Raw genomic sequence first — 588 nt, 5'->3', positions numbered from 1 at the left:
CATTTAACATAAACCCCTCCGATTTTGACTCTGGAGGGGATTTTATTGCTTTAATGTTATGCCTGCGAACCCTCTAAAGCATAACTAGCAACTTGGGTTAATAAAGAAACCAAAAACGACAAACAATCAACTACAAAGCTGATAAATAAAGCGTTCCCATCGGTTCCTTACTCCGAACACAAACACGTCAACGTCAAAGGAAAGAAATCCCCCTTTGATGGAGATATAGCTTACTGGAGCGAACGCAACAGTAAATTATACGACGGTGAAACCTCTAAGGCACTAAAACGCCAAAACCAGACATGTGGTCATTGTGGACTCAAATGTATGAGCGAAGAGCTAGTACATTTACATCACATCGACGGGAATCATAACAACTGGAAACTAAAAAATCTAGTAGTTTTACATGAATCCTGTCACGACTATCAACACATGGGCAAAAGGGTTAACCCTTAAGAATATCGGGAGCCGTGTGCGATGAAAGCGTGCGCCGTGGTACGCACTGATTGAATTGCCAACTTTAGTTGGCTGGAGTTCAGGGTAATCGACTCCAAGGCGAACAACTTACCTAAACCCGAAAGGGAGAGG

General features: G+C 42.7%; 1 pseudogene. It reads left to right on the top strand.

Going from position 1 to position 588, the window contains the following annotated elements:
• Positions 1-99: 99 nt before the first annotated feature.
• Positions 100-456, top strand: a pseudogene (locus AABK37_RS41805) (HNH endonuclease); the annotation flags it as partial.
• Positions 457-588 lie beyond the last annotated feature (132 nt).

It is taken from the genome of Tolypothrix sp. VBCCA 56010 (assembly GCF_050875635.1).
GTDB lineage: Bacteria > Cyanobacteriota > Cyanobacteriia > Cyanobacteriales > Nostocaceae > Hassallia.
This window is presented reverse-complemented; position numbering and strand designations above follow the sequence as displayed.